This is a genomic window from Aquidulcibacter sp. (assembly GCF_044346625.1).
In the GTDB taxonomy this organism is placed as follows: Bacteria; Pseudomonadota; Alphaproteobacteria; order Caulobacterales; family Aquidulcibacteraceae; genus Aquidulcibacter.
On record NZ_JBIIYV010000108.1, the window covers coordinates 1 to 6,976 of the forward strand.

Sequence of the window (6,976 nt, forward strand, 5' to 3'; positions counted from 1 at the left end):
CTCTGGCGGCAAGGATAGCGCGGTTTTGTTGCATTTGGCGCTGAAGGCCTTCCGGCCTGAGAAGCTGCCGTTCCCACTCTTGCACATCGACACCGGCCATAATTTTGAGGGTGTCACCGAGTTCCGCGATGAAACCGCCAAGCGGCTGGGTGAGCGCTTGGTCGTAGCCCATGTAGAAGATTCCATCGCGCGCGGTAGTGTCCGTTTGACTTCGCCCTTGGCCAGCCGGAATGCGGCTCAAGCAGTGACTTTGCTCGAAGCGATTGAAACCCATGGCTTTGACCTTTTACTTGGCGGTGCCCGACGCGATGAAGACAAAGCGCGCGCCAAAGAACGCGTCTTCAGTCACCGTGATGCCTTTGGCGCGTGGAACCCAAAGTCTCAACGCCCCGAACTCTGGGACCTCTATAATGGTCGCTTGCAAGCGGGGGAGAACTTCCGTGTATTCCCCCTGTCAAATTGGACCGAACTCGACATCTGGACCTATATTGCGCGCGAGAACATTGCGCTGCCCAAGCTTTATTTTGCCCATGAACGTCAAGTCGTTCGCGATGGTGATTTCTGGCGGCCTATAACCCCTGTAACGCCCGCGGCAGAGGGCCAATTGATTGAGAACCGCCTTGTCCGCTTCCGCACGGTTGGCGATATGACCTGCACGTGCCCGATTGAGAGTGATGCAGCAGATGTTGCCGCCATCATCGCTGAAACCCGCCTCAGCACCTTGTCTGAGCGTGGTGCCACCCGGATGGATGACAAGGTCAATGAGGCAGCGATGGAACGTCGCAAGCGGGAGGGCTATTTCTGATGTCCCAAACTCAAACCAAACTCGTGCGCATTGTGACGGCGGGCAGCGTGGATGATGGCAAGTCGACTTTGATTGGCCGCATCCTACACGATTCCCAAGCCCTGATGACCGACCAAGTCGATGCGCTCTCCAACGCACGCTTCAGCCGTGCCGAGGATGGGCACCTTGACCTCTCCTTTGTCACCGACGGCTTGGAGAGTGAGCGCGAGCAAGGCATCACGATTGATGTCGCCTACCGCTACTTTGCCACCCCTAAAACCTCCTTCATCGTCATCGATGCGCCAGGTCATGAGCAATATACCCGCAACATGGTGACAGGGGCGAGCAATGCCGATGTTGCCATTGTGCTGGTGGATGCCTCGCGTCTGCATCAAGGTGCACTCAAAGTCCAAACGCGCCGCCACGCGACCATTGCCCATTTGCTTGGCTTGAAAGTCGTGTTTGCCGTTAATAAGATGGACCTTATCAATTGGTCACAAAAGGTCTTTGGAGAGGTTGAGGAAAGCCTGAAGCGATTGAGCCGCAGCCTCGGGATCACCAATCCCGCCATCGTGCCTATCAATGCGCGTTCTGGCGACAATGTGGTGACGATCAGTCCAGCCGCGCCTTGGTATCAGGGTGCTTCGCTTTTGGACGTCCTGCAAAGCCAAGGCGAGGGGACTGATTTGAGCGATCTGCCGTTTCGCTTTCCAGTCCAGCGCGTCGTGCGGGTCGATGGCCATACGCTCGAAGCACAACGCGGCTATGCAGGCCGAATTGCCTCTGGGCAAGTAGCCGTTGGCGACGCGGTTTTTGTTGGACCCCATCGCCGCCCAACCAAGGTGTCGCGGATTGAAACTTTTGACCAAAGTTTGACCGAAGCCGAAGCAGGCCAGTCTGTTACGCTCTACACAGAAGACGAAGTCGATGCTGCCCGGGGCGACATTCTAACTGGGCCAGAGTCCAGCTATGCCAACCGCGTCATCGCAGACCTGTGCTGGCTGGACGATCAGGCTTGGGACCCCCGTCGCCGATATCTTCTCCAACAAGGCACCGCCGCCATAAAAAGTCGGATTGAGGTCGTGCTGCACATCCGCGACATGCGGGACCTATCCGAAGTGCGAGGCGATCAAGCCCTCAAGCTCAATGATATTGCTCTGGTGCACCTTCAAACTCAGACGCCAATTCTGGCAGACCATTTTCAGGACAATCCCAAAACTGGGGCCTTCATCCTGATTGATCCAGAGACCAATCAGACGGCAGCAGCCGGTATGATCCGTGGGGTGGTTTAAGGTCGGCACTAATTGATCGAGAGCTCGAACTAGGCTCATGCCCCGGCACGCAAGTAACCTTTAAGGTTTCTCGCGATATAGTGCACCGGCTAAGGGCCTTCGATCTTACACAGGCGGTAGCTGCCATCCTAGGGCAGCTGTTCTGGAGAAACGTGATGGACTATCAGTTTGAACAGAAGGGACGCCGTCCCATCGTAATTATTGCAACCTTTCTGAGTTTAGCCATGGTGGGTGGCGGGGCCTATTATGAAGCCCCTTGGTATTTCCTTGCGGCACCTGGCATAGCTGGTTTGATGGCGCTGCTGATGTTGATCCAGAACAGCCATAGTGGGCTAAAGCTGGATGGCCAATCCCTCACGCTTTTTAAAGATAACTGGCAAGAAGTCATTCCCATTGCGACCATCAAGGGACTACGTGTGACCCATTCTTCAGAGGGCCAGCCTAGCGTTTGGCTGGACCGAACAAATGCCCCTCCTTACTGGATACCGGGCTATTGCTTCGGGTCCGCCGAACAGCTGAAGCAAGCTTTTGCGGCGCATGGCATCAAAGCGCACTAGTCTTTGTTCAAGTACGGCTGGGCCACTGACAGCTCGGCCGGGCTGGACCTGAAACGACGGTCTCGCCAAGGTGCTTATTCAAAGCAAACATCGCGACTTCTGCCTCGTTTGCTACAATACCTGCCAACGCTGGCGCGTGGGTCACGATGATCAATTGCGTTTTGCGCGCTGTGGTGACGACTAGCCTTGCCAAGGGTGCCACGAGGTCAGGATGCAGACTTGTTTCTGGCTCGTTCAAGACCATGAGAGAAGGGGGATCTGGCGATAAGAGGGCAGCGACCAACAGCAAATAGCGCAGGGTTCCATCCGAAAGCTCGGCAACCTTTAACGGGCGCAAGAGCCCAGATTGGCTGAGTTGAATGTCAAAGTAGCCATCGTCCTTGGCAGCAACCTCCACGTCTGCTCCCTCAAAAGCATCGCCAATAGGCCAAAGCACCTTGCCCCTCAATCCATGGGCGAATGTAGGACGGAAGCGTCAAGAATGATCGCCAGCTGGCCCGATTTCCAAATCGCGTGCTTGGTCATGATCTGAGCGAATAGCCTCCCCTCAACAAAGAAGGCGAGCCAGCTGCGAAGCCGATATAACGGTACTTGCTGAAACCAATGCGGGTCCACAGCCGCGAATTGGCGAACAAACGGAAAGAGGCAAATGTCGACTAAAGTCGGCGATTGGCTTGCCAAGAATGGCGACGCGGCAAGACGATTCTCTAAGTCCATTAGAATTTCTAAGCCCCGGTCTCGAGCTGTTTCCATCGGCACATCAAAGCGCTGGGGATATTTATACTGGTCCAGATAGGTTTTAAACGACCCATCATTGCGTTCAACCAATGCCTCAAGGTCAGGGCCCCAATCTTGGAGCCAGCGCTCTGGATCATTCTGCTTCAATGCATAGAGCATAATGTCACGGCTTTCCTCGATGACCTCACCCTGTGGCAAAACCAAAACCGGAACTGTTGCTTTGGGCGAGACCAGTAGCATTTCAGCCGGCTTGTCCTTTAACGAGATCTCGCGAATCTCATGGCGCAGTCCGGCAACCGCCAAAGCCATGCGCGCCCGCATCGCATAGGGGCAGCGACGAAAACTGTAGAGGATGGGTAAATTCGACCCCATACCCTTAGGCAATTGCCCATCGCGCCGCGATACGACCGGCTTCTGCTAGAACCGCCTGAAACTCGTCGCGCGTGTCCCCATAGGCAATGGCGGTTTCGAAATACGCCGCGACAATGATGGGCGCTCGACCCGGCGGCCAGAAAATGGCGACATCATTATACTTATCTAGCATGCCATCCGCCATACCTGTACCCGTTTTGTCGCCAGCCTTCCATTCAGCGGGAAGGCCAGCCCGGAGCCGCTTTGCCCCGGTCTGTGTTTCAACCATCCAGCCAATGAGGAGGTCTTTTGAAGCCTTCGACAAATAATCCGTTGTCAGATAACGCGCGATCAAACCTGCCATGGCCGCTGGGGAGGTCGTATCTCGTGGATCATCTCCCACTACGAAATTCATCATGGGCTCGTAGCGATCAATCCGCGTGATACGATCACCTGCCAAACGAAAACGCTGTGTCACGGCCAGAGGCCCGCCAAGTTCGCGGATGATGAGATTAGCAGCAGGATTATCGCTGGTAATTTGGGTTGCTTTGGCAAGGTCACCTATCGTCATCCCGCCAGAGGCAAGATTTGCCCCAGTCACTGGGGCATGAGAAACCATGTCGGCCTTTGAAAACGCGATAAACTGATCGAGTTTGCGCTTGCCAACATCTACATCGCGCAAGACTTCAGCCGCCAAAGGTAGTTTGAACGTCGAGCACATGGCAAAGCGCTCATCAAGGCGATTACCAACCAAATCACCGGTTGCGGTGTCTAAAATACCAACACCGAGCCTGCCATGAGACCTCGCTTCCAGCGCCTGCAATTCTTCTAAGGGCGATTTACGTGTCAGCACTATGGGAGTCGGCGCGGCACAGGCAACAAGGCCCGGCAGAACCAGCACGCCCGTCAGCGCTGTGCCTAAAAAAGCACGGCGGTCGCTTTGGGGTGCTGCTGTCATCTGCTACTCCTCAAGCGGGTAAACTTGATCAGGGACCATCAGGCCTTGTTCTGATAGGCTGCCAAAATGATTTCGACATGGAAGTCAATCATGGCCTCAATGTCACCCCACGGAAAGTCCGGGCGCGCCAGTAAAAGTGCACACAGGCCGTGCATACTCGCCCAAAGGCTTTGCGCCAAATGATCGGTTGATCCTTCCCGCAATTGACCTTCATGCTGCAGCAAAGCCAACCCATCACGGAAACCTGCAAAAGCCTGCATGCCCGGCAAAATGTCTGGATTGAACGCCTCGTCTTCATGCATGGGACCTTCCAACATAAAGGCAATCCGGTAAGCAGCCCCCTGATCCAACGCAAAGCGGATATATCCCCGGATCAAAGCCTCAAGCCGCGTGGCCGCTGGAATATCGGCGGACCGGATCTTGGCAATCAATTCTTCTAAACCAGCAAACGCTCGCGCCGACAAAGCATTGGTCAAGGCCTCCTTGGTTGCAAAATGTGCGTAGAGGCTCGGCTGCGAGATACCAACAGCATTGGCGATCATGCGGGTCGAGGTGCCGGCAATCCCATAAGATAAAAAGAGGCGCGAAGCATGGTTGAGAATATCCTCGCGTCGAGCAGCACTCTTCAGTCGAGGTACAACGCCCGTCGCACGATGCGCCACCACGCGGTCAACCTCGCTTGCTTTAGCAGTGTTTGCAGAATCTTTTGCGCTAGACGACACTTTTCCTCTTGACCTCTTCGAAATTTGCGTCATCCTATCACTGATAGGTTAGTAGTCCAGTCTGAAATTCTCCTCCCCAGTACGGCAAAAAATGACCAACCAAAAAGAACAGAAAAAGGACCTCCCCAAAAGGGGGGGTCAAAACTTTAAACTACGCCTGATTCTTATAGCAGGCGTTGCTATGATCCTGTCATCCTGTGGCAATGGGGGTGATAAGTCGAAAGCAGCAGACCCAGTCCTTGTTGAAATCAAACGCGCGCAAAGCGTGAATGCACAGACCGAGATTGTGGCCACGGGATCTTTCCGCCGAGAGAAGGAGATTGACCTTTCCTTCCGCATCAGTGGGGTCCTGCGCGAAGTCAATTTCCGCGAAGGGCAATTGGTCGACAAGGGCAGTGTGGTCGCCAGTATCGATCCTACCCAAGTCGAAGCGCAGATCATTCAAGCTCAAGCCCAAGCCATGCAGGCAACCGCCGGCATTGGCCAAGCCGTTGAACAAGCCCGTGCCGCAACTTCCTCCATTGCCTCCGCCCGAGCCGGGCAAGCACAGGCAGAGGCCAATACCAGCCGAGCGGCTGCAGCGTTGGCGCAAGCCCAAGCCGATCTTGCCAATGCGCGACGTGATTATGACCGCGACGCAACTTTGGTGCAGAAGGGCTTTGTCTCTGAAGCCCGGTTAGATGCGCGCAAGACACGTTTGGACGTTGCGGAGGCGACAGCGCGGTCAGCCGAAGCTGGCCTCAGTGCTGCCCGTCAAGGAACCCTTGCGGCCAGTGCAGGGATCACCCAAGCCCAAGCTGGGGCAGGTGCAGCACAAGCGGGTGTTCAAGCTGCTTCCGGCAGAGCCCGTGCAGCAGAGGCAGTTGTCTCTGCCGCTGCCTTTGACCGTCGCTGGGCCAGATTGGTGGCACCTGTTCGCGGCATCGTTTTGACGAGGGCTGCAGAGCCCGGCGAAATCACAGCACCTGGGCAACCCATTTTGACCGTTGCCGACGAGGATTCGCCTTTGATCCTGCGGACCCCTGTGTCCGACAAGGATGTTGCCCGTATCCAAGTTGGCGATTCCGCCGATGTTTATGTTTCGGCGCTTAGCAAGAATCTGAAGGGCGTTGTGACGCGCGTCGCAGAACGTGCCGATCCCCGAACCGGTGCCTTTGACGTCGACATTGCGATTGAGGGTGGTGGTGAAGTGAAGACCGGCTTTTTTGCCGAAGCCCGGATCAAGGCCAAGACGAGTGCTGCGCCTCTTGCGGCGAGCAATGAAGTGCTTGTTCCTACCGAGTCGCTGATTGGCGTGACCAACGGCAAGGCAACTTTATTTGTACTCAATGGCGACCAGAAGACCGTGCGGCTCGCCACCGTCGACTTCGTGCGCCTAGAAGGTAATCAGGCCTTGGTCCGTGGCATTCCTGCGGGTGTCGGCATTGTCACCTCGGGTGGGGCCTATGTGAGTGACAAGGCACAGGTGTCGGTCGTTGAGGCAAAATCGTGATTGCCTCAAAGTACAACCCGGCAAGCTTTACCGTCGAGCGTTGGCAATTCACGCTTTTGGCCTTTGCACTGTTGGCGCTTCT

At 55.6% G+C, this 6,976-nt stretch carries 8 protein-coding genes; 4 read left to right on the plus strand and 4 right to left on the minus strand.

Translation table 11 applies throughout. From position 1 onward, the window contains the following. From cysD to ACIQ20_RS15310, 3 genes are all read left to right on the plus strand, one after another. Window positions 1–805, plus strand: an 805-nt coding sequence (cysD, locus tag ACIQ20_RS15300) for a sulfate adenylyltransferase subunit CysD (RefSeq protein WP_395781801.1), incomplete at its 5' end; no start/stop codon positions are given. After that, the gene (locus tag ACIQ20_RS15305) at window positions 805–2,076 is read left to right on the plus strand and encodes a sulfate adenylyltransferase subunit 1 (RefSeq protein ID WP_395781803.1); all 1,272 of its coding nucleotides are present in this window, start codon (window positions 805–807) and stop codon (window positions 2,074–2,076) included. The genes cysD and ACIQ20_RS15305, both read left to right, overlap by 1 nt. Before the next feature lie 155 nt (window positions 2,077–2,231). Next, on the plus strand, window positions 2,232–2,633 hold the full coding sequence (locus tag ACIQ20_RS15310) for a hypothetical protein (RefSeq protein WP_395781805.1): 402 nt from the start codon (window positions 2,232–2,234) through the stop codon (window positions 2,631–2,633). Between the two features lie 7 nt (window positions 2,634–2,640). Here the strand turns inward: ACIQ20_RS15310 and ACIQ20_RS15315 are convergent, their stop codons facing one another. Genes ACIQ20_RS15315 through ACIQ20_RS15330 form a run of 4 tightly spaced genes read right to left on the minus strand, consistent with a single transcriptional unit; the run spans window position 2,641 to window position 5,402 of the window. Then, on the minus strand, window positions 2,641–3,069 hold the full coding sequence (locus ACIQ20_RS15315; protein WP_395781807.1) for an AAA family ATPase: 429 nt from the start codon (window positions 3,067–3,069) through the stop codon (window positions 2,641–2,643). 8 nt (window positions 3,070–3,077) lie between these two features. Further along, the gene (locus ACIQ20_RS15320) at window positions 3,078–3,743 is read right to left on the minus strand and encodes a glutathione S-transferase (RefSeq protein WP_395781809.1); all 666 of its coding nucleotides are present in this window, start codon (window positions 3,741–3,743) and stop codon (window positions 3,078–3,080) included. A gap of 4 nt (window positions 3,744–3,747) precedes the next feature. Beyond that, on the minus strand, window positions 3,748–4,680 hold the full coding sequence (gene bla, locus ACIQ20_RS15325) for a class A beta-lactamase (protein ID WP_395781811.1): 933 nt from the start codon (window positions 4,678–4,680) through the stop codon (window positions 3,748–3,750). 38 nt (window positions 4,681–4,718) lie between these two features. Beyond that, on the minus strand, window positions 4,719–5,402 hold the full coding sequence (locus ACIQ20_RS15330) for a TetR/AcrR family transcriptional regulator (protein ID WP_395781813.1): 684 nt from the start codon (window positions 5,400–5,402) through the stop codon (window positions 4,719–4,721). Window positions 5,403–5,583: 181 nt separating this feature from the next. Between ACIQ20_RS15330 and ACIQ20_RS15335 the strand changes: the two genes are divergently transcribed. Then, window positions 5,584–6,894 carry an efflux RND transporter periplasmic adaptor subunit gene (locus tag ACIQ20_RS15335; RefSeq protein WP_395781815.1) on the plus strand — a complete coding sequence of 437 codons (1,311 nt, stop codon included), beginning with the start codon at window positions 5,584–5,586 and terminating at the stop codon, window positions 6,892–6,894. Window positions 6,895–6,976 lie beyond the last annotated feature (82 nt).